We start from the raw sequence: 20,660 nt of genomic DNA on the forward strand, positions 1-20,660 counted from the left end.
CCATTATTTATAACATGAGATACAACCTAATATTACAAAAATTGAGAGGTTAGAAAATGATTAACGTATCTGCAATAAGGTCATATATGTACTGTCCAATGAAACTCTACCTGCAGAGCCATGTGGACCAAAGAGAAAACAGCGCAATAGAACTGAATCTGGAATTGAAAAAGATAAAAATAGATACACAGGATCTGATTCAGAAAAATATGCGCAAACTAAAAAAGGAAATGAACATAACCCAAATCGAGGATACACTATCGGAAAACGTTGCAAATTATCTTGAAAGCACATTTTCATCAATCCAGAACATGGATTTGGGATTGACAAACGACCAGGTGATTGAAATAAACAACGAAACCTACTTCAACATAAAGCTCCAGGCATTAAAATCCAAACAGGCCATGGAACTATTAGGAAAAAACGGTTTTGGAATAGTCGACATGTTTTTTCCGAACTGCATGTATTCCTATTTACTTAAAGACCAGAGACTGGAACTGATTGGATTATGCGATAAGATTGAAATAGTTGACGGCAAATATTTCCCGATTTCAATAAAGCATAACAATCCACCACTGAAAGGAGTATGGGATCAGGATGCAATGGACCTTGCAGCAAATGCAATACTGATAGAAGAGGAATTTGAAACTGAAGTCTTTGTAGGGTTTATTGAATACAGTAAAATCAATGAACGAAGACCAGTAGTGATGGATGTGAACCTGAGAAAATCACTGTTCAATACAATAAACGAAGTAAAAGAAATAGAATACAACAAAAAAGTGCCAACCGTGAAAATAAACGATAGAAAATGCGGAAATTGTGAATATAAAAATATATGCATAAAAGAATAGGGAACTAATCCTTATTCTTTTTAGTCATAAAATTTACCTAAGAACTCTTTCATTCTGGCATTATCAGATGAGAATACCTCATCAGGAGTTCCTTCTTCAATAATATAGCCATCGTCCATGAAAATTATCTTATCTGCCACATTACGTGCAAATGTCATTTCGTGAGTAACAATAACCATAGTCATGTGTTCAGCAGCCAAATCCCTGATTACAACCAGAATTTCACCAGTCAATTCGGGATCCAATGCTGAAGTCGGCTCATCGAAAAATAGAATATCCGGATTCATTGCAAGAGCACGGGCTATTGAAACCCTTTGCTGCTGGCCTCCAGACAATTCATGAGGATATGCGTCTTCCTTATCAGACAGTCCCATTTTCTTAAGCAAATCACGAGCGGATTTGAAAACTTCATCCTTATCTCTTTTTTGAACTTTGATTGGAGCATTAGTAATATTTTTCATGACAGTATGATGTGGGAACAGATTGAAATCCTGGAACACCAAACCGAATGTTCCATTAAAATCAATTATTCCACTATCTTCCTGCTCCAAATCTGTTATACAACGAAGTAAAGTTGATTTGCCTGAACCTGATGGTCCGATAATACATAATACTTCACCTTTTTCAACATTAAGAGAAATATCTTTAAGAACTACATTATCATCGAAACTTTTTTTAAGATTTTTTACTTCCAATAAACTCATAATATCTCCCTTATGCTAAATAATTAAATCTTTTTTCAAGACGTTCCATTACAAATGCTACAAGCACGTTAAATACATAATAAAATACTCCTGCAACCAGTAAAGCTGCGATGGATGCATCAGCTGCAGCAATCTGTTTGGCCACAGTAAACATTTCCGGAACTGCGATAACAAAAGACAATGAAGTATCCTTTACAAGAGTAATGACCTCGTTTGTTACTGATGGAAGAATAATTCTAAATACCTGCGGTAAAATAATCGTGAAAAATGTTTGAACTTTACCGTAACCCAATACCTGAGCAGCCTCATACTGACCTTTAGGAATAGCTTCAATACCTCCCCTATAGATTTCAGCAAAGTATGCTGCGTAATTTATTGAAAATGCAATGATAACAGCGATAAATCTATAGTCCGGTGAAAGGGTTGCTCCGAATATATAATAAGGTCCGAAAAATACAACAATTAATTGTAACATTAATGGCGTACCCCTCATGATAGATATGTAAATTTTCATTAGCCATCTGAGAGGAGCGAATTTACTCATTCTTCCGAATGCAATTAATAATCCTAATGGAAGAGAAAATAATAATGTAAGTAAGAATATTTCGATGGAGGTAACCATACCATCCATCAATAATCCTACCATTGATTCTAACATCATAGACTAGTCTACCTCATTTCAAAATCTATTTTTGAATAAGGGAACCTGGTACACCGTATTCAGTATAGTTTTCTGCAATAGCAGAGATGGTACCGTCAGCGTACATTTCATCTAATGTTGCTTGAACTTGATCTTTTAATGCAGTGTTACCTAATTTGAATCCAACACCATATTGTTCAGAGGAAATTGGAGTGTCTAAAATTTTGTAACTGTCTGAACTGTTTGAAGAACTGATTTGGTATTGTGCAACACCAATATCCATTGCAACTGCATCACATGCACCGGATTGTAAATCCATAAATGCAGTGTTATAATCTGCAACTTGTACTAAATCAGCAAAGGTATCTGCGATAGTTTTGTTGTCTCCTTCAAGAGCAGCTAAAGCAGAGGAATCTTTTTGAGTTTCTACAGTTTTACCTGCTAAATCTTCAATTGAATCAATTCCAGAATCTGTTTTTACAATGATAACTTGTTTGTTGTCGATGTATGGTTCGGACCATGTGTAGTCATCTTCCCTACCGTTTATTGTGAATCCGTTCCAGATACAGTCGATAGTTCCTGAATTTAATTCAGAGTCTTTAGCATCCCAGTCAATTGGCTGTTTTACTAAAGTCCAGTTGTTTCTGTCACAAACTTCTTGTGCTAAATCTAAGTCAAAACCAACATATTCTCCATTTTCTGAGAACCCGTAAGGTGGGAACTCAGCATCAAAACCAACGATGAATGTATCATTATCGTTAGTTACTGCATCACTAGAATCACCGCCTAAAAAGTCAAACCAACCTGCACTAGCAGTTCCCATAACTAAAAAAGCGACTAAAACTAATGCTAAAATAACACCTATTTTTTTATTCATTTTAAAACACCATAGTCATTATAAGAATAGAAAAATATTCTAATCTATGATATAAATTATATCATTTACAATATATAACATTATAAGATTTGATATAAAGCAATAATAATTTTTGAACAAAATTTATTAAAAAAAAGAGATTAAAATTTGATATTGTCGCCCAAACGTGAAATATCAAATACTGCAGTATCCGCAATAGCCATCACGGCCAGAACACCTGCCTGAATCGGATCAGTTACAATCAAATCAGCATACTTTGTTACGCTTCCAGGCATGTTTAATGAGATAACAATCAAATCATTATCCTTTTTAACCTGCTTTACTGATTCTGTAATAGCACCACCCATAAGTGAACCTGCAAGAACCAGTGCACTTACACGAGGCAATCTTGAAATAGCTTCAACAGCCTCCGCAATATTGTGTTCACCAACAAGAGGAATGGTATCTATACTGATACGTTCACCCCGTATGTTATGCCTGTCCGCTTCAGTTATAGCGCCCATAGCAACTTGAGATACCTGAGCGCCGCCACCAACGATGATAATACGTTTACCATATATGTCCAACTGAGAACCGTGCAATTCAACGGATTCCACTTCAGGAATCTTTTTCAAATCCTCAATCAAACCGTCGATGTCTTCAACATGCTCAAGTTCAAAATTGATAGAACCTTTATTGTTTTTTTCAACATAAAGGTGAGTGTAGCTGATATTAGCACCATATTCACTGATTACGGCAGTAATATCATCCAAAACTCCCTTTTTCTCATCGCTTATGATAGTAATACTATAATCATTCATTTTGTGGCCTGATTTTGTCTAATTCTGCATGTGCTTTTTTCCACATGCGCAAGTAATTGTCTTCACGAGTGACCGGAATAACATCAAGACCTAAATCTCTATGTTCAGCAATCCATTCTTCGTGAAATACAGGTATTTCAATTTTTATTGGTTCAGAGGTTTTATTTACGACTATGAGATTCCTATATGGAAAATCCCATTCAACAATATAGCCTCCAAGACTTACTATATGATATGGTCTCATAACAAATTTCAAAATAATCACCTCATAATAATCCGATTACGACAGCCAATATTCCAAGCAATGTTGCTCCAAGAATTGAAGGCAAGAGTTGTCTGTTGGTAAATACTGGAGTAAATGCAGAAAATATCCCCATCATCAATACAAAGACCAAAACAACAAATATATTGAGCAATATTGTTGGGGAGAACACTGTTGGCGGAATTCCGATAAACAATACTGAGAATAAAACACCTAAAGTCAGCATTAAGAATCCTCTTGTAATGAATACAACTGATCTGTATTTTGAAGCATATTCCATGTATGGTCCTTCAATAACATCACATTTGGCTTTGATAATTGAAAACGGATATTCATTTAACATAATCATGTAACCTATGAAAAATACTACTGCAGCAATTCCACCAGCTACTGTAAATAAGAATGGTCCGTGAGCCTGTTGATATGACACGATATCCTGAAGGAAAATGCTTCTGGCCTGTGTTACAGGAGCGAATAATGCCAAATACAAAGGGAATGAACCATAGGTTATCATTCTTAGGGATCTTCTAGCACTTATATCTTCAATAAATGAACGGGTAGTATTTAAGTGTGCTGCACCTTTTACCCTATCAGGGAAAGGCATTCTGACAGACATCACAGATTTGGACAAAGCACCCATCAATACATAACAAATCTCTTCAACCTTTAAAAGACCTACAATTGCAACCAGACTTGCAAGAGCAGGAATTGCATATGCATAAGGAGTTAAAGCAATGAACAGGAATAATACGACTAAAAAGCATATTACAGGTAATGCATTATATAATCCCGGCACCGGAGAAGAAGGCTTGATATTCTCTTTAAATAAGAATTTGATTGGAGCCATTATTCCAGGACTTGTTACAGGAGGTCCGATTCTTTGCTGAATCCTTGCATGAATATATTTTCTTTCAATTCCAGGCAATAATGTGGAAATTATAAAACAGACAATAACAGTTATTATTACTGCTAAAATTGAATTTATTGCAATAGCATTAATTTCAAACATGATTCTATCTCCTTATAATCTCAATTGCCCTATCAGTGCATGTGAAACATGGGTCGCATTGCACAATACATAGCTGTGCATCTGTAATATGATCACCTATACAAGCATATTGCATTGCACCAATGTTTGCCATTGACGGAGTTCTGATAATACAGTGCCTAATTCTTCCGCTTTCCAATGCATAGGAATGATAAAGAGTTCCTCTTGGAACTTCAATATAACTTTCAATAATGTCAGTGTCAAACATTTCCCAATCCCTATTTACTACTTTTCCTTCAGGGATATTGGCAATAGCTTGACGGATAATTTTAATTGATTCGAAAGACTCCAAAGCTCTCATCAAAAGATTTGATTTGACGTCACCATCAGGTTGGGTCACAACATTAAAGTCAAAGTCATCATATTCAAACATTGTAGTCCTTAAATCTCTTGCAACACCCGTTGCTCTTAATGACGGTCCTGTAACAGCCAATTTAATAGCTTGTTTGGCAGGCAATGCACCGACACCAGTGACCCTTGAAATCAATATTGAATCCGCCAAAAATCTTTGAGCGAAATCCGTTAATCCTTCTTCTAATTTATCCATATCCTCTTTAAGTCTTTGCAGTTTTGCCTCATCCAAGTCACATCTTGGCCTTACACCACCAAGTACAGGACAACCATATTGAACCCTGTTTCCTCCAATCATGGCAAGAAGTTCCATTACAATTTCCCTTAAGTAAAATACCCTCATTGAAAATGTCTCGTGAGCTACAGTTTCACAACCGTGCGCCAAATAAAGGAAATGTGAGTGTAATCTTTCAAGTTCACCCATTATTACACGAATATAACGTGCTCTTTCAGGTATTTCAATATCAAGACCAATTTCTGCGGTTCTGCATGAATTCCATACATGTGAGTTTGAACATATTCCACAAATCTTTTCTGTTAAAGCGTTGGCTTTTTCAACTGGTAATCCTTCCATGATACGTTCAATACCCCTATGATTAACACCAATTGTTATTTCAGCTTCCTGAACAATTTCATCTTCAACAAAAAGCCTTACCCTATATGGTTCCAATGCAGCGGGGTGAACTGTACCCATTGGAATTTCTGTTTCGATAATATTACTTCTTGGTACTTTTTCCTCCATTTAATCACCTAATCCGCATCTAATAATGTTGGTAATAATGATACCACACCAGCTAAAACATCTTGAGGCCTTACTGCACATCCAGGTATCTTTGCAGCGACAGGTATGACGTTTTCAACTGGACCTTCAATTTCCTCGGACGGAATATCCCCATGAATGTTTTTGTATACTCCACCCATCAATGCACAACTTCCAGCAGCTACAACTAACTTCGGTTCGGGGATAGCTTCATAAATAGCTTCCAGAGGTTTTCTGTTCAAATGTGTAACAGGTCCTGTTACAACCAATACATCAGCTTCACGAGGATTCCAAGTTAGGAAAACCTTATACTGTTCAGCATCAAATCTTGGAGATAATATTGAATTTACAATTTCAATATCGCAACCATTACATCCTCCAGTGTATACTAGCATGACATGTATTGCTCTTGCTCTTGAAAAAGATTTAATCCCCATTTATTCACCATCCTCTCTATTTTTTAACACGGTTTTATCTGAAAGATACGTTGCAATAACTTTAAGTTTATCTTCTGAAATTTTAACCGGCTGTTTGATTAGTTCGTTGACATTGACTTCCTGATCTCCAACACAGCTTGGATGAATTGTTCCTTTCTGTCCGTAAAGTGAGAATACCGGACAGAAATCATGACAATAATAGCAAACTATACATTTTTCAAGATTAATTTCAGGTACTTGATTTTTAATCCAGTCTTCTGTTATTTTAACTGGTGTTGCTAGATTTTTCATCTCTATAGCATTTGTTGGACAGACATTTGCACAGCCTGCGCAACCGATACATGCAGATTCGTCCACCCTATCGTCCACTTCAACGGATAGTGTGGCAATCTGATTTCTCATATCCATATCGGTTACTCTATCTGCAGCAAAAAAGATTCTTTTAAAGTTAGTAAACGCTCCTTCCAAAGCTACTCTTAGCATACTTCTCATTTAAATACCCTCTATTGAATCTTTAAAATTTCTCTCGAAGATAAATGCGTTTGCAGGACAGCTGTTCTTACATGCACCACAATATGTACATTTTTCTTCATTAACTATAAATTCACCATTAATTTCATCAATTGCTTCGTATGGACATGTTTTATGACATAAACCACAATGCATACATAATTTTTGGTCAATTAGATTGAATCCGCCAGAGATTTCTGCCTTATACATTGTTGTTCTAGGAATTGCATTGACCGGACAGTGAACTGCACAGTTTTCACACAATATACATTTTTCGAGATTCACTGAAATTGTGCCTCTGTTTAATGTGATTGCATCTTCCTGACACACTTCGCAACATATTCCGCATGAGATACATTCATCGGAAACGCTTCCGTCCCAGCTTGCAACCTTATATCCTCTTGCATTGACTACATCACAAACCTGAACACATTTTCCGCAGCTTACACAGAATCCTGCAAGTGTTGGAAGCTCAACTTCATCAAATTCGTCATAGATAAACATCTCTTCATCCTCATGCAAGGTTTTTACAGGACAATGGCTGATTGCCTTGTCATGAGTTGAATCGACATCTTTGGTCGGATCATATCTTAATTTTGAATCGTCTTTTACAAGTGATCCGTTCTCACATAAGTCGGAACATAAACCACAGTTAAGACAGGATACAATATGTCCATCAGCTTTCTGATTGATTTTGTTGACAATCAAATTGAAATCGTCCATGGATATTGCATTGTTCGGACAGGATTTCATACAGTTCAGACAAAGAGTACATGTTGAACTGTTAATGATTTGACTTTTATTCATTGATCCGTTAGGACATACGTCACTGCATATTCTGCATTCACTGCATATTCCTTCAGACCTGTCCCTGACAACATCGATAGCGTTTGTAGGGCAGTACTGATAACATCGTCCGCAGAATATACATTTATCAAAGTCAGTTCCGAAATATCCTCGGGTAACTTCCTTGACCTTATCTGCCTTTTGAGGAAGATTGTCATATTTTGGAATCAGCATGTTCATTGATTCTATGAAATTTATCTGTTTTTCACGTGTGAATTCGCTTCCGTCGACTCTTGACGGACAGATTTCACTGCAGACGCCACAGCGTGAACATAATCCGTAAACGATGCCGTCTTCAATATGGATGTTGTTTGTAGGACAGTTGTACATACAGATTCCGCATCCGTTACATTTTGCCCTGTCTATAACATAGCCCCCATAACTGTTGATGAAAATAGCATCATTCGGACAGTTTTCATAACAGATTCCGCAAGTAATGCAGCTGAAAGCTTTTCCATTAATTAAACGGATTGCTTTTGTAGGACATTGTTTAATACACTCTCCTTTTCCTTCACATGTATTAGTTGATAAAAACATTATAACACCCCTTTAGCTACTCCTTGCAAATATGAATTTAGACAACAGAACACCAATTAAAGCTGAAGCAAAAGCGGTGGACAATGGGAAATAATCATAAAATGGGAATTCCCCCAATTGCCATGCCATAACGAGTCCAGCTATAATAATGATTACATATGAGGAGGCCTTAAATGAAGTGTCATCCATATTTCCGGTTCTGATTTGAGACCCGATGATTATGCCCAGCAGCAAACCGAATATTATTGGTCCTAAAGAAATCATTCTGCTTCCTCCTCTACTAATTTTTTAAATCCTGCGAATGCGATTACAATAGCGCTTAATCCTACGAATACTTTTAAACCTACGAAAATATTCAGGTAAGGAATAATACCTGCATTAGTGGAATCAGGATAATGGAATATTGTCTGGATTGAAGCCGGAACAATATTGAATATGTCTGCTCCGACATTATACAGGAAGAATCCTCCTGCAAATAATCCGACAAGACCTAAAATAATATATCCTAACGCACCGATAGATTCAAATATGTCAATGTAGGTATGTGAAAATTCCAATGGAGAATTGCCTAATCCGTAAACGAGAATGGACAGGATAACCCCAGAGGCAATCATTGCTCCACCTTGGAAACCTCCCCCAGGAGTTATGTGACCTCCAAGAATAGTCATTATACCTAAACAAATCAGCAAGATTGAAATTGGTAAAGATATTAATTTAAGAATTTGACTCATGGTTTGCCCCCTAATCTTCCTCTACCAAATACAAGTAAAACTACAAGTCCTGCAGTTAACAGTATGATTGATTCTCCTAATGTATCATAGCCTCTGAAATCAAAAATAACTGCCGTTACCATATTTGGTGCTATTTGAGTTCCTAATGCGTTATAAATGTTGCTTACACCTGGAGTAATCATGCTGCTTACATGGTAAACTGCATCAAATAATGTAACTGAAAGTATTGCAGTCATAACAGCTGCGAATAAATTTCTAATAGTGTTAGACAAGAGTACCACCCCAATATAAGAATACTACAATCAGACCTAAAACAATGATTGCATAGAACAACATTTTTTCCAATGAATCTTCCTGTTCTATTTTGAACTTAGGAATGAGAGGTATATTGCTGATTAACACTATAGCAAGAATGAATGTAACCAACCCTGCAAGCAATATGCTGACATGTCTAAGCAATAAAGAAGCGATAACCAATGAAACAATGAGAAATATTTCAGCAGTAATGCTTCCGGAAACATCCGCATTAGTTACAGGACCTGGAGAGAACAATTCTTTAAACTTTTTTACAACATAAAATATTTGATCATAAAGTTTCATTGCAACATGCCTCCTACATAACTGGAAATTCCATTAGTTACAATATCCGGGAATAAACCGAATGCGATAATTATTAACAATAAAACTGCCATTGCAAATACCATTGCCCTTGGAACGTCCTTGTCAACAACTTCCAAATCATGTGGTTTAGGTCTTAAAAACATAGAGTAGAATGTTTTTACAAATACTACAAAGGTTGCAATACTGACCATAATAGTTAAAATGGACAATTCGGGATAACCACAACTTAAAGAAGCCTGAACAAGCATTAATTTTGATTGAAAACCGCTTAATGGAGGTACACCGGCCATAGCTAAACCGCCAATGAGAAGCATTATTCCAACTTTAGGGTGATAAGCCAAAAGACCTCCCAATTTACGTGTATCCACTTCATTAGTAGCATTTACAATAGCTCCGAAACCAATGAATAATAATGCAGTAATAACTATTTCGTTTAAAGCCTGGAACAGACCTGCTGTTATAGCAAACTGTGTTCCAAGACCGATACCTAATCCTATGAAACCTAGCTCTCCCACAGCTAAAAATCCGATCATACGTCTGAAGTCTGTCTGGGTCAGTGCAAGAGATACGCCTAAAATCATTGCAATAACAGAGAACAGGACTATGAGAACTTCGAATATCGGAAGAACTGAGTATATTCTGAACATTATGATAACAATTGAAATCATTGAAATAACTGTGAATGACTGGAGTAAAGCTGCTCCATGAGGTTCTGCCTTGGAATAGATTCCGGATTTGATAGTGTGGAACGGAGGTAAACCTGAAGCATATAACCATCCGAAAAATATCAATCCAAGTGATAACAGGAACACGGGAGAAGTTATATCCAATAGTCCTCCACGGATAATGGCTACAATATCTGTAACGTTAACGGTACCTGTCATTGCTAAAAGGAATCCTATTCCCAGAAGCATTATAGGACTTCCGATTGAACCTAAAATCATATATTTCAAAGCCATTTCATAACTGTAGTCAATTGATGAAGCCGCCACTATACCGACCTGTGCAAGCGCCAATATTTCAAAGAACACAAACATGTGGAAAATATCATCTGTCAATATCAGTGCAGTTACTGAAGCCGTACCCATGAATAGCAGGAACAAATATGGTCCTGAGACCTTTTTATATTTGGTCAGGTAAATGAAGACCACTAAAAATGTCAATATTCCAATTACTGCAATGAATATCTGCTGCAGGAAGCTGAATGAATATGTGATTGCCGGATGATAAACAATATTTGTAACATTATCCACAATCGGCTGATAACCTCCGAAGAAATGGAGACCGTAATTTGATGCCAACGGGATGATAGGCAAACATATAGCAACAACAAATGCAAATATCCTGATAACTTTGTCGAATTTTGAAAAAGCACTGATGAGCAATGCCGCCATCATAGGTACAATAACCATCAAAGGAATTAATTCATTCATCGTATTCCTCCTGTTTGGATGTGTCAGCAAGCATTACACTAGTACTTAATGTTCCGTATTTTCTGTATAGAACCATTACTAAAGCAAGCATAACTGCTAATGTGGAAGCTCCAATTACGATACTGGTAAGTACCAAACCGTATGGAAGCGGATATGATGCGTTTGACGCAAACCATGTCGGATCCATATCCGGCAATAAGATTGGAACTATTCCTCCAGCTTTATAACCAATTCCTACAATGAACAGATTGGCTCCCTCTTCTATAAAGCTGATACCAATGATTTTTTTGATAATATTATCTACAAAGATTGCTGCATAAAGACCAATGACAACAAGAGCAATTGATGTAAACAATACTGCCAATTGAGTTTCAGCCATTATGCATCACCCCTTTGAGTTTTCTTAACAGCCAATGCTATGAATACCGGCACGATTGCCGCACCAACAATAGCCTGAGTTAATGCAACATCAGGAGCAAGCAGAATTTGGAACAATACTGCAAGAGCCCCACCGGAAAAACCTGTTAATATTGCTGCCTTCAATAAATCCTTTTGAATTAGAGCAAGGATGGCACTTACAATAATTATAATCATCAATATTATATCCAACATCTTTACTCCTCCTCAACAATATCCAAGGTTGAAATTGTGAAACGATCATCAGTTTTGAGCTTTTCGGAATCCTCATTTTCCAATTCCTGAACTTTAGATCTAGGTACGATAAACGGATTTGAATCGTCTACATCATCTTCTTCAATTTCACCTAATTTAGCGTTATTCTCAACATCCTCACCTTTATAAAAGGCATTAGCTATTGCATGAGCTGTAAATGGTGCTATAATGAAGTATATTCCTGCAAGCAGATATTGGCCTAAACCAATCATTGCAATAATACAGGCGATATCGAATATACCTACAATATGGATTCTACCATAAACCGCATTTTTCATATCTTTAGAAAGACTTAAAAGACCGACAGCAGATACAATTACCAGAAATGCCGCAATTATCAGAAGGGCTGACTGTATATACTCAACAATCATTACTTATCGCCCCCGGCAACAACAGCAAAAGCAACAGTACCTACAAATCCAAAGAATATTAAAGCTAATGATATATCCCTATAAAAAGTGAGATTATACATTTCTCCACAAACAAGTAAAGCCATAGCAAAAGCTACAACAACAACGGAACTTCCAAGCAATCCCATTGATGTGGTTTTGTATGCGCTTGCCCTTAGAGCTGCAATCATCATTATCATGAATGCAATAATCAAAATATATTTTGAAATAATCAATATGTCCATTACTATCCCACTCGATTAATTTAAATAAAAAGAAAAGTTATTTAACAAATAAATCTACTCTAACATTTTCTTAATATACTTTTCAAAAGGAATTATATCCTCTTTACTTCTTGGAGAAATAGCAGCTACTTTAATAATTTGATTTTCAGAATCTAAATCTACAGATAAAGTTCCTGGAGTTAAAGAAATACTATTTGCTAAAATTGTCTGTGAAACAGGTCTTTTCAATACTGTTTCAACGTCTATAACTACAGGATTAATATCTCTTCTCATAATCTTATTAAAAACAACGTCAACGGTTGATTTAATAATTTCGTAAATAAGGTCTAAGAAATAAATAATTCCATAACCAATTCTAGTCAAAAACATTAAACAAGCTCCATTTCAATTAAATTTTAAGTCAAAATCTTGACTATATAAACATACATTATTATTTATCATGATTATTTATTATAAATGTATGCTTTTGATAAAAAAAATTTATAACATTGACAATGAAAAATTGAAAAAATTAATCTAATTAAATTAAATTTTGTAAAATCAAATTTAAGAAAGATAAATCACATAATATCTGATTTAAAAAGGTTTTGATTAAAATAATGAAAAAAATAAATGAAAAAGTTATCATGACAAATTAAAATATATGAAAATTCCTTAAATTGTTTCAATAAAGACGAATAATAAATATGAACAATGTTAATGATTTTTACAAAAGTTTATAAACAATTAAAGTTAAAAAAATACATAATTGAATAAATGAGGTGATTAGTGGTAAATGCTATACTTGCTGCAATTTTATCCTTCTTCATTCCAGGATTAGGACAGGCTATTGCTGGTGACATTAAAAAAGGTATTATCTTTTTTGTAATCGCAGTGATTATCGGAATTGTTGCAGGATTTATCTTCAATAATTGGATTGTATGGATAATAGGCCTGATATATGACTTATATGTAGCATATGACGCATATCAAATGGCCCAATAAGCCATTATTTTTTTTCTTTTTTTAATTACATCATGAAAGCAATATTCCAAAATAACGGGAATATTTAATGAAATGAGACTGGCGAAAAATTCAAATTCTAAAAATTACAGTTTCATCACTAAAAATTCAAAATCGATTTAATATCCTATTTTTCAAAAAGAAATGATTTTCATCCCCAAAATTATGAAATAAAAAACTTCCCATATGAGGTCAATATTGCTTTAAAGAGGTTAAAATCTATTGAAATAACCTATAACACTTATATATGAGTAAAATAGATGAAAAAACACAACCCAATGAAAAGGTGAAAAATATGGAACCTCATGAAAAAATAATAAAATCATTGAAAAATAAGGTAGATGAAAAAGAGATTGTTGAAGCATTGCTCCCTGAAGAAAATGAAGGCACCGATTTGAGAAAGATTGGTGATTCAAAAGACCTTGATTGCGATGGAAAAAATGAGCTGTTTGACGGAATATATGAAGACAGTAAAGAGGAAGTGATTATTGATATAAGACTAACTGATCACATCCTTGATGAAAAGGAACTTGAAGAACTAGTACCTTTCTGGAGAGCATTGACTGAAACATACAACAAACCCGTTTCTCCAGTATTTATTGTGAGGCCAAAATAAGTAAATCTATATATCTGGAAAAACAAATTTAGTTATACCTAAAAATGGTGATTGGATGGATTTGATAGAAAAGATGGAACCGATAATTTTAATATTAGCCATATTCATAGGACTAATCTTAAGCAGAATAGATTTGCTGGCCAGTAATACCGGAAATCTGATTAACTTATTCCTGTGCCTGATGCTATACGGATTATTTTTAGAGGTTCCTCTTAAAGACCTGAAAAAAAGCTTTAAAAATATCAAATTCACATCCACAAGCCTAATCATTAATTTTATATGGACACCGCTATTTGGTTATTTGTTAGGAGACATATTTTTAAATGGCAATATCGATATATTCATCGGATTTTTCATGTTAATATTGACACCTTGCACTGACTGGTATTTGGTATTTACCAAAATGGCTAAAGGAGACCTGAACTTAAGCATATCACTACTTCCTATAAACCTAATCTTGCAGATTATTTTACTTCCCATATATTTAATAATATTTTTCTCAAGCAACAATTCAATGAACTACATTGATCTTGGATATTCATTGCTGATAGTGATTGTGATACCGTTTGCATTAGCGCAGATAACTAAAATTATCTTAAAAAATAACTTGAAAGAAAAAGTAACCGGATTTTTTAGTGAATATCAGATCGTCTTTTTAGCATTAGCAGTTTTTGCAATATTTAACAGTAATGGAGAGCTATTGTTTGAAAATCTGGAATCAGTTTTAACAATATTTCCTCCATTGCTTGCATTTTTTGCAGCGAACACTATTATAGACTTACTTTTATCTGAAAAAATCAACTTCACATACGAGGAATATGCAAGCCTTACCATGACCACACTGGCTCGAAATTCACCATTGGCACTGGCCATTGCAATTAACTCATTTCCCGGACATGAACTGATAGCTATCGCGCTTGTTATCGGACCGCTGATAGAGCTGCCTGTCCTATATCTCGTTTCAAGATTTGCATTGATGATAAAAAATTCAGGACTCTTTTTTACATGCAGAATCAACTGATAAAGCTTTCAAAAAGTGTAAATAGCATTGGGATTCTGCAAATCAAAGCCAAAATTATTAAAATGAATATTGCTCCGATTGCAAAGTTTCTATAATATTTTTTTGAAGAGACAGGAGCGAATAGTTTGACGCCTGCAGGAGTCGTTGCATCAAGAACAACATGAGAAAACAGTCCTAAAAACAAAGACAGGACTATCTGAATATAAGTTATTTCAAATGCCCGTAAAAACACTACAGAAATGAAAAATAATGGGATGAATATAGGAAGTAACCTTTTATTAAGGAATAGAAAGCTTAAAAGAGCTATCAGTATTGCGATTAAGTAGTTATTCGGGAGGACTGTTACATTAATTATCAAATCCCACCCCCATATTAATATTAGAGAAACTGCAGAAGCCAATATTATAGTTCCAGGGATAGAATGTGTAAAACTTCTGTGTTCTGAGAAATAAAAGGTTACACCGAGAAATACTATTATCAGTCCTATAAAATAAGGCAATTTTAGGACATATAATGATATGAATACCAATAAACCTAAAATAATCATCTTATAAACATTCTCTTTCCTGAATTTATGATCAAAGTCTGGAATGTTTGCACCAATGACGGCCAAAGCAATTATCAGAGGATTAAAAGAAAACATCAATGCCAATATTAATGCAAACAGAGAATGACCCTTATAAGAAGACATGTTATCACCTTACTTACAAAAATCCTAATGGATTTCATTAATATTTAAATAAATATAAATATATCTAGTTTATCCGAGAGCATTTGAACAGTAATTCAAAATCCAAAATAAGCTAAAAAACTTTTCATCTGCTCTAAAGACTTTTCAAAACTTCCTTTTCCGATTGAAGCAAATGGAGACAATACTTCACATGTAACCGCAGGAGTTCCTCTCAGATTGCACACATCCTCAACGGCTCCTTTATACTGTGAGCCTGCAATATCATATGTGATTATTTCACTTCCGACATTTTGGGAAATGTAGCGTGCTATCAAAAAGCTTTCGGGAGACGGGTTTTTTGATGAAAACACCGATTCACAACCGGGATTGCTGTTATATGCTGTTGAGTGAAAATCACCGACAAAATCTATTTTCAGCTCTTCAATGGAGCGAACAATTTGGTTGCTTAATGAATTAGTGATATGTGCTGCCCTATTTAAATCTAGTGAATTGAATGTTCTTTCATTGTTCATTGTAGATTTTGGACTGGCAAAAGGGATAAAATAAATAGTGTTGTTTATTTTTTTGTCGATTAACTCATTCAATAATGTTAAATTAGCTAATTGTGGAGGTAATTCGTTTCCATGGATACCGGATAAAATAAGAATTTTTTTACCTTTATTTCCCATTTTAAAAATTGGGGTTCCGTAAACACAGGAATATAAAACGAATCTGGAAAAATCAGTCAATCTGATTTCTTCAAAAATATTCTTGTTTCTGGAAATATAGCCCCTTGAGAGAAAAGAAACATATGTCATTTCCACATTTTCAAAATTATCCACAGCATCGAAATCCATATTAATTTATTAAATCAAAGTCTTATTTAACATTTTTACTTGTTGGGATGAAATTGAAAAAATATATTAAAAAATTAATTAAACTTGTCAATTATGAGCGCGAAGCTGAAATCGAACTGATGGTTTCTGAAATAGAAAAGATGTCAGGCCAAAAAAGGGAAGAACTTGGAAGAGCCATCAATAAGGTTAAAGGCAAATATATTGGAAAGGAACTGGGCTTAAACATTGTACAGTTCGGAAGACCTGAAATCATAGACACTGAAATCAGTGTTGGAGACATGATTCTTGTAAGTACAGGAAATCCACTGCGAAGCGACCTGACAGGTACCGTAACTGAAAAAGGAGCCAGATTTGTAAAAGTTGCCTTTGACGGAAGGGTTCCCAAATGGGCACTGAAAAAAAAGGTGCGTCTAGACTTATATGCCAATGACATTACATTCAGACGAATGGAGGATAATCTGAAGCATTTAAGCTTAAGGGGTAAAAATGCATTGGAATATTCCCTGAACAAAAGAGACCCCCAGCCAAGCAGAGACAATGTTTATATCGACTATATTGACCAGCATTTAAACGAATCACAAAAATTAGCGGTTAAAAACTGTTTAACTACACAAAATTTCTTTTTAGTTCACGGTCCTTTCGGAACAGGGAAGACAAGGACATTAGTCGAATTGATATCCCAGGAAGTAAGACAGCACAGGAAAGTTCTCACAACCGCTGAAAGCAATGCTGCAGTGGACAACATTGTTGAAAGGCTTGTTCTCAATAAGAAACCGAAGATAACCAGATTGGGCCATCCGCAAAGGGTATCCAAAGACAATATTACCTACACATTAGCCTATAAAGTTGAAAAACACTCCCTTAACGATAAGATAAAAAGAATCCATAAAAAAATCGATAATTTAATTGAAAAAAGAAGCAGCTTTACAAAGCCAACTCCACAATACAGAAGAGGATTTAGCGACCATGACATATTATATCATGCCTCCAAGGGAAAGGGAGGGCGTGGAATAAGTGCCGAGAAAATGAAGTCCATGGCAAACTGGCTTGATTACAATTTAGAAATCGATGAACTTCATGATGAGATTAAAAGAGTGGAAAACAAGATGATCAAGGATATTATTGAAACAAGCGATGTGATACTATCCACCAACTCATCAGCTGCACTTGACAGCATTAAAGACACAAAATTCGATGTGGTGATAGTTGATGAGGCATCACAGGCAACAATTCCAAGTGTTCTGATTCCGATAGCCAAGGCCCGCAGATTCATTCTTGCAGGAGACCACAAGCAACTTCCGCCAACCATAATCAGCGACAGGGCAGGTGATTTGCAGGATACGCTGTTTGAATCACTGATTGAGAAATATCCTCACAAGTCACAGCTTCTGAATGTTCAGTACCGTATGAACAAGACACTTATGGAGTTTCCGAACCATGAATTCTATAACAACAACCTGAAAAGTGATTCAAGCGTTAACGACATTACCTTAAAGGATATTTCGGATGTTGAAGACGATGATGCATTATTGTTTATAGACACTTGTGACTTGGAAAAAAATCATGAAAAGCATCTCAAGGATTCAAAGTCTATTGTGAATCATATCGAGGCCAGAATTGCCCTGAAGGTAGCTAATGACTACATCAAATCCGGAATTTCACCAGAAGACATTGGAATAATTAGCCCATATGCTGATCAGGTAAAAATAATATCAGAAAAGACAGATATTGAAGTCAAGACTGTTGACGGTTTTCAGGGCCGTGAAAAAGAAATCATTATAATTTCAACAGTTAGAAGCAATGAATATGGACATATTGGATTTTTAAAGGATTTAAGAAGGCTTAATGTTGCAATAACCCGTGCTAAAAGAAAACTGATAATTATAGGCAACAGTGAAACGTTGAAATCAAATGCAACATATGAACGCTTGATTGATTTTGTTGAAGACAAAAACTTGAGAGTTATAATTTAGGTATACCTAAACTTTATATATTATGAAAATCTAAATATAAAGTAGAGAGCGAAATGTGCACTCACAATTAAAACACTTTCAAACTCTGCTCTTAATTGGGTGTTTAATTTTTCAAAAGCCCATATAACTTTTCAACCTCAATTATAACTCCCGATTAAGAGTACTCTTCTGTCAATTACTTTTTTTGAAATAACCACATATAATAATTATATACTATTAAAAACAAAATTAAATAATGAATTCATTTTTATAAAATTATTTTGGTGATTAAATGGATAAAGTAGTTTTAGCATTTAGTGGAGGATTAGACACCTCCGTATGTGTTAAATTATTAGAAGAAAAATATGATGTTGAAGTAATAACCGCTTGTGTAGATGTAGGACAAGGCGAAGAAGAAATGGCTAAAGCAGAAAGCATGGCTGCAAAAATTGGAACTGGAAAACACTACACAATTGACGCTAAAGAAGAATTTGCAAACGAATATATTGCAAGAGGAATAAAAGCAAACGCTGAATACGAAGGATATCCTTTAAGTACTGCACTTGCAAGACCATTAATAGCTCAAAAAATCATTGAAGTTGCTGAAAAAGAAGGAGCTACCGCAATTGCACACGGATGTACCGGAAAAGGAAACGACCAATTCAGATTCGAAGCAGTAATTCTTGCAATGTCAGATTTAGATATAATCGCTCCAATCAGAGAATTAAACTTAACCAGAACTGAAGAGCAAGCATACGCTGAAGAAAAAGGCATCAAATTAAATTACGATAAAATCTACAGTATTGATGAAAACATCTGGGGAAGATCCATTGAAGGAGGAAACCTTGAAGATCCTGCAAACGAACCTCCTGAAGACATTTACGAATGGACCAAATCCTGGAAAGACGCTAACGATGAACCTCAAAAAGTTACAATCGAATTCGAAGAAGGTATTCCTGTAGCTATTGACGGTGAAATGATGCCGTTAATCGAATTAATCAGAAAAGCAAATCAAATTGCCGGTGACAACGGTATTGGAAGAGTTGACACCATTGAAAATAGGATGATCGGACTCAAAAGTAGGGAAAACTACGAAGTTCCGGGAGCAAAACTCTTAATTGCAGCTCACCAGGCACTTGAAGAGCTCGTACTTACCACTGACGAGTTAAGATTTGCAGAATACATGTCCACATTATATGCTGACTTGGTATACAGAGCACTATGGCAAGAACCTTTAAGAGAAGACTTAGACCAGGCTATCGACAACATGCAGCAAAGAGTCAGCGGTGAAGTCACAATGAAACTCTTTAAAGGCTCAATTCAACCGTTAGTAAGAAAATCACCTTTCAGCTTACACAGCATCGAACAAATCACTTTCGAAGATAAGGAAACCGATCAAAGAGAAGTTGAAGGTATGATTAAATACCACGGTTTACAAGCTGCAAATTATCAGAAATTAAACAGATAGCTTCAAAGCTATCTTAAACTCTTTTTTATTATTCAGTAAATTTTAAAAAACATTAAAAGAGTATGATTAATGATGAGAGTTTAAAATAGACTTAATAGTATGGAAATGGATGTTGGAGGTTTAAGATTATGATAGGTGAGAAAGTTTAAAATAGACTTAATAGTATGGAAATTATGTGACTGTAGAGAATGAGGATGCTGATAAGGTTGCTGGTTTAAAATAGACTTAATAGTATGGAAATTTATATCTATAATTAAATATATTATTATTATTAATGTTTAATATAGACTTAATAGTATGTAAATTTGGATTTTTTTTTCATATTTGTTTATTTTCAAATTGTTTATAATATAATTAATA

The 20,660-nt window shown here is 35.0% G+C and carries 28 protein-coding genes; 6 read left to right on the forward strand and 22 right to left on the reverse strand.

Translation table 11 applies throughout. The annotated features are described in order from the left end of the window. Nucleotides 1–56: 56 nt before the first annotated feature. Nucleotides 57–851 carry a CRISPR-associated protein Cas4 gene (gene cas4 / locus IJQ68_RS08145; protein ID WP_292799058.1) on the forward strand — a complete coding sequence of 265 codons (795 nt, stop codon included), beginning with the start codon at nucleotides 57–59 and terminating at the stop codon, nucleotides 849–851. 20 nt (nucleotides 852–871) lie between these two features. Here the strand turns inward: cas4 and IJQ68_RS08150 are convergent, their stop codons facing one another. The 20 genes from IJQ68_RS08150 to IJQ68_RS08245 form a co-directional block, all read right to left on the reverse strand. Next, the gene (locus IJQ68_RS08150) at nucleotides 872–1,555 is read right to left on the reverse strand and encodes an amino acid ABC transporter ATP-binding protein (protein WP_292799060.1); all 684 of its coding nucleotides are present in this window, start codon (nucleotides 1,553–1,555) and stop codon (nucleotides 872–874) included. 10 nt (nucleotides 1,556–1,565) lie between these two features. Continuing rightward, nucleotides 1,566–2,216 (reverse strand): amino acid ABC transporter permease, encoded by a 651-nt coding sequence (locus tag IJQ68_RS08155; RefSeq protein WP_292799062.1) that lies wholly within the window; start codon nucleotides 2,214–2,216, stop codon nucleotides 1,566–1,568. A 25-nt stretch (nucleotides 2,217–2,241) separates the two neighbouring features. Beyond that, on the reverse strand, nucleotides 2,242–3,072 hold the full coding sequence (locus tag IJQ68_RS08160; RefSeq protein WP_292799064.1) for an amino acid ABC transporter substrate-binding protein: 831 nt from the start codon (nucleotides 3,070–3,072) through the stop codon (nucleotides 2,242–2,244). 140 nt (nucleotides 3,073–3,212) lie between these two features. Next, nucleotides 3,213–3,872, reverse strand: coding sequence for a DUF5612 domain-containing protein (locus tag IJQ68_RS08165; RefSeq protein WP_292799066.1), 660 nt, complete (start codon nucleotides 3,870–3,872; stop codon nucleotides 3,213–3,215). After that, nucleotides 3,865–4,128: an energy-converting hydrogenase B subunit P gene (locus IJQ68_RS08170; protein ID WP_292799068.1), complete on the reverse strand. Its 264-nt coding sequence runs from the start codon at nucleotides 4,126–4,128 to the stop codon at nucleotides 3,865–3,867. Before IJQ68_RS08170 ends, IJQ68_RS08165 begins: the two co-directional genes overlap by 8 nt. Nucleotides 4,129–4,138: 10 nt before the next feature. After that, nucleotides 4,139–5,143: a respiratory chain complex I subunit 1 family protein gene (locus IJQ68_RS08175; RefSeq protein ID WP_292799070.1), complete on the reverse strand. Its 1,005-nt coding sequence runs from the start codon at nucleotides 5,141–5,143 to the stop codon at nucleotides 4,139–4,141. A 4-nt stretch (nucleotides 5,144–5,147) separates the two neighbouring features. Continuing rightward, on the reverse strand, nucleotides 5,148–6,275 hold the full coding sequence (locus tag IJQ68_RS08180) for a nickel-dependent hydrogenase large subunit (RefSeq protein WP_292799072.1): 1,128 nt from the start codon (nucleotides 6,273–6,275) through the stop codon (nucleotides 5,148–5,150). Between the two features lie 8 nt (nucleotides 6,276–6,283). Continuing rightward, nucleotides 6,284–6,730, reverse strand: coding sequence for an NADH-quinone oxidoreductase subunit B family protein (locus IJQ68_RS08185; RefSeq protein WP_292799074.1), 447 nt, complete (start codon nucleotides 6,728–6,730; stop codon nucleotides 6,284–6,286). Continuing rightward, a complete protein-coding gene (locus tag IJQ68_RS08190) occupies nucleotides 6,731–7,222 on the reverse strand; it encodes a 4Fe-4S binding protein (protein WP_292799076.1) in 492 nt (163 codons plus the stop codon). Beyond that, nucleotides 7,223–8,623 (reverse strand): 4Fe-4S binding protein, encoded by a 1,401-nt coding sequence (locus IJQ68_RS08195; RefSeq protein WP_292799078.1) that lies wholly within the window; start codon nucleotides 8,621–8,623, stop codon nucleotides 7,223–7,225. A gap of 12 nt (nucleotides 8,624–8,635) precedes the next feature. Continuing rightward, nucleotides 8,636–8,887 carry an energy-converting hydrogenase B subunit J gene (locus IJQ68_RS08200; protein ID WP_292799080.1) on the reverse strand — a complete coding sequence of 84 codons (252 nt, stop codon included), beginning with the start codon at nucleotides 8,885–8,887 and terminating at the stop codon, nucleotides 8,636–8,638. Then, a complete protein-coding gene (locus IJQ68_RS08205; protein WP_292799082.1) occupies nucleotides 8,884–9,354 on the reverse strand; it encodes an MnhB domain-containing protein in 471 nt (156 codons plus the stop codon). The genes IJQ68_RS08200 and IJQ68_RS08205 overlap by 4 nt, the downstream gene beginning before the upstream one ends. Continuing rightward, nucleotides 9,351–9,626: an EhbH gene (locus tag IJQ68_RS08210; protein ID WP_292799084.1), complete on the reverse strand. Its 276-nt coding sequence runs from the start codon at nucleotides 9,624–9,626 to the stop codon at nucleotides 9,351–9,353. Before IJQ68_RS08210 ends, IJQ68_RS08205 begins: the two co-directional genes overlap by 4 nt. Continuing rightward, on the reverse strand, nucleotides 9,619–9,954 hold the full coding sequence (locus IJQ68_RS08215; protein ID WP_292799086.1) for a hydrogenase: 336 nt from the start codon (nucleotides 9,952–9,954) through the stop codon (nucleotides 9,619–9,621). The genes IJQ68_RS08210 and IJQ68_RS08215 overlap by 8 nt, the downstream gene beginning before the upstream one ends. Next, complete coding sequence (gene ehbF / locus IJQ68_RS08220; RefSeq protein WP_292799087.1) at nucleotides 9,951–11,408, reverse strand: energy conserving hydrogenase EhbF; 1,458 nt, start codon at nucleotides 11,406–11,408, stop codon at nucleotides 9,951–9,953. The genes IJQ68_RS08215 and ehbF overlap by 4 nt, the downstream gene beginning before the upstream one ends. Continuing rightward, entirely contained in the window at nucleotides 11,401–11,787 is a 387-nt protein-coding gene (locus IJQ68_RS08225; protein ID WP_292799089.1) for a cation:proton antiporter subunit C, read from the reverse strand. Before IJQ68_RS08225 ends, ehbF begins: the two co-directional genes overlap by 8 nt. Further along, nucleotides 11,787–12,020: a DUF4040 domain-containing protein gene (locus IJQ68_RS08230; protein WP_292799091.1), complete on the reverse strand. Its 234-nt coding sequence runs from the start codon at nucleotides 12,018–12,020 to the stop codon at nucleotides 11,787–11,789. The genes IJQ68_RS08225 and IJQ68_RS08230 overlap by 1 nt, the downstream gene beginning before the upstream one ends. A gap of 2 nt (nucleotides 12,021–12,022) precedes the next feature. Further along, nucleotides 12,023–12,451, reverse strand: coding sequence for a cation:proton antiporter (locus tag IJQ68_RS08235; RefSeq protein ID WP_292799093.1), 429 nt, complete (start codon nucleotides 12,449–12,451; stop codon nucleotides 12,023–12,025). Further along, nucleotides 12,451–12,714, reverse strand: a complete 264-nt coding sequence (locus IJQ68_RS08240) for a monovalent cation/H+ antiporter complex subunit F (protein ID WP_292799095.1) — start codon at nucleotides 12,712–12,714, stop codon at nucleotides 12,451–12,453. Before IJQ68_RS08240 ends, IJQ68_RS08235 begins: the two co-directional genes overlap by 1 nt. Before the next feature lie 54 nt (nucleotides 12,715–12,768). Continuing rightward, nucleotides 12,769–13,083, reverse strand: coding sequence for a Na+/H+ antiporter subunit E (locus IJQ68_RS08245; protein ID WP_292799097.1), 315 nt, complete (start codon nucleotides 13,081–13,083; stop codon nucleotides 12,769–12,771). 399 nt (nucleotides 13,084–13,482) lie between these two features. Here IJQ68_RS08245 and IJQ68_RS08250 point away from each other — a divergent pair, with 399 nt between their 5' ends. The 3 genes from IJQ68_RS08250 (at nucleotide 13,483) to IJQ68_RS08260 (ending at nucleotide 15,353) form a co-directional block, all read left to right on the forward strand. Next, entirely contained in the window at nucleotides 13,483–13,698 is a 216-nt protein-coding gene (locus tag IJQ68_RS08250) for a hypothetical protein (RefSeq protein WP_292799099.1), read from the forward strand. A gap of 313 nt (nucleotides 13,699–14,011) precedes the next feature. Then, nucleotides 14,012–14,332 (forward strand): hypothetical protein, encoded by a 321-nt coding sequence (locus IJQ68_RS08255; RefSeq protein ID WP_292799101.1) that lies wholly within the window; start codon nucleotides 14,012–14,014, stop codon nucleotides 14,330–14,332. Nucleotides 14,333–14,387: 55 nt separating this feature from the next. Further along, nucleotides 14,388–15,353, forward strand: coding sequence for an arsenic resistance protein (locus tag IJQ68_RS08260; protein ID WP_292799103.1), 966 nt, complete (start codon nucleotides 14,388–14,390; stop codon nucleotides 15,351–15,353). On the opposite strand, the gene IJQ68_RS08265 is transcribed toward IJQ68_RS08260, so the two are convergent. Both IJQ68_RS08265 and IJQ68_RS08270 read right to left on the reverse strand, forming a co-directional pair. Continuing rightward, a complete protein-coding gene (locus IJQ68_RS08265) occupies nucleotides 15,346–16,044 on the reverse strand; it encodes a metal-dependent hydrolase (RefSeq protein ID WP_292799105.1) in 699 nt (232 codons plus the stop codon). The genes IJQ68_RS08260 and IJQ68_RS08265 overlap by 8 nt on opposite strands. 95 nt (nucleotides 16,045–16,139) lie before the next feature. Beyond that, nucleotides 16,140–16,880, reverse strand: a complete 741-nt coding sequence (locus IJQ68_RS08270; RefSeq protein ID WP_292799107.1) for a succinylglutamate desuccinylase/aspartoacylase family protein — start codon at nucleotides 16,878–16,880, stop codon at nucleotides 16,140–16,142. A 47-nt stretch (nucleotides 16,881–16,927) separates the two neighbouring features. Between IJQ68_RS08270 and IJQ68_RS08275 the strand changes: the two genes are divergently transcribed. Beyond that, the gene (locus tag IJQ68_RS08275) at nucleotides 16,928–18,853 is read left to right on the forward strand and encodes an IGHMBP2 family helicase (RefSeq protein ID WP_292799109.1); all 1,926 of its coding nucleotides are present in this window, start codon (nucleotides 16,928–16,930) and stop codon (nucleotides 18,851–18,853) included. A 271-nt stretch (nucleotides 18,854–19,124) separates the two neighbouring features. Continuing rightward, nucleotides 19,125–20,300, forward strand: coding sequence for an argininosuccinate synthase (locus IJQ68_RS08280; RefSeq protein WP_292799111.1), 1,176 nt, complete (start codon nucleotides 19,125–19,127; stop codon nucleotides 20,298–20,300). The last annotated feature ends 360 nt before the right edge of the window (nucleotides 20,301–20,660 follow it).

Origin of the sequence: Methanobrevibacter sp., from assembly GCF_017447225.1 — an archaeon.
Lineage (GTDB): Archaea > Methanobacteriota > Methanobacteria > Methanobacteriales > Methanobacteriaceae > Methanocatella.